The 209-nt window shown below is 55.0% G+C and carries 1 protein-coding gene; it reads right to left on the bottom strand.

The genetic code is table 11. The features are described from left to right. Window positions 1-209: PAS domain-containing protein (locus EXE42_RS18380; protein ID WP_137707162.1), on the bottom strand; the 209-nt coding region annotated here is incomplete at both ends.

Here is a 209-nt window from a genome sequence, read left to right on the forward strand (position 1 = left end):
CAGTTCTGTACCGTGTTCTGCGGTGTACCCGTCTTCAGTTGCGCTGAGCCCCTGGATGCCAAGTTCACGAATGCGATCGAGATCATCGCACCCGACGAGTTCGTGGTATGAATCGTTCACGTCGACAAAGGAAGTCGTCTCTGGGTCGAAGATGGCGATCGCGTCATTGACACCGTTGAAAATCTGCTCGTACTCTCGCTCGCGGCGTT

Origin of the sequence: Halorubrum sp. SP3, from assembly GCF_005435195.1 — an archaeon.
In the GTDB taxonomy this organism is placed as follows: domain Archaea; phylum Halobacteriota; class Halobacteria; order Halobacteriales; family Haloferacaceae; genus Halorubrum; species Halorubrum sodomense.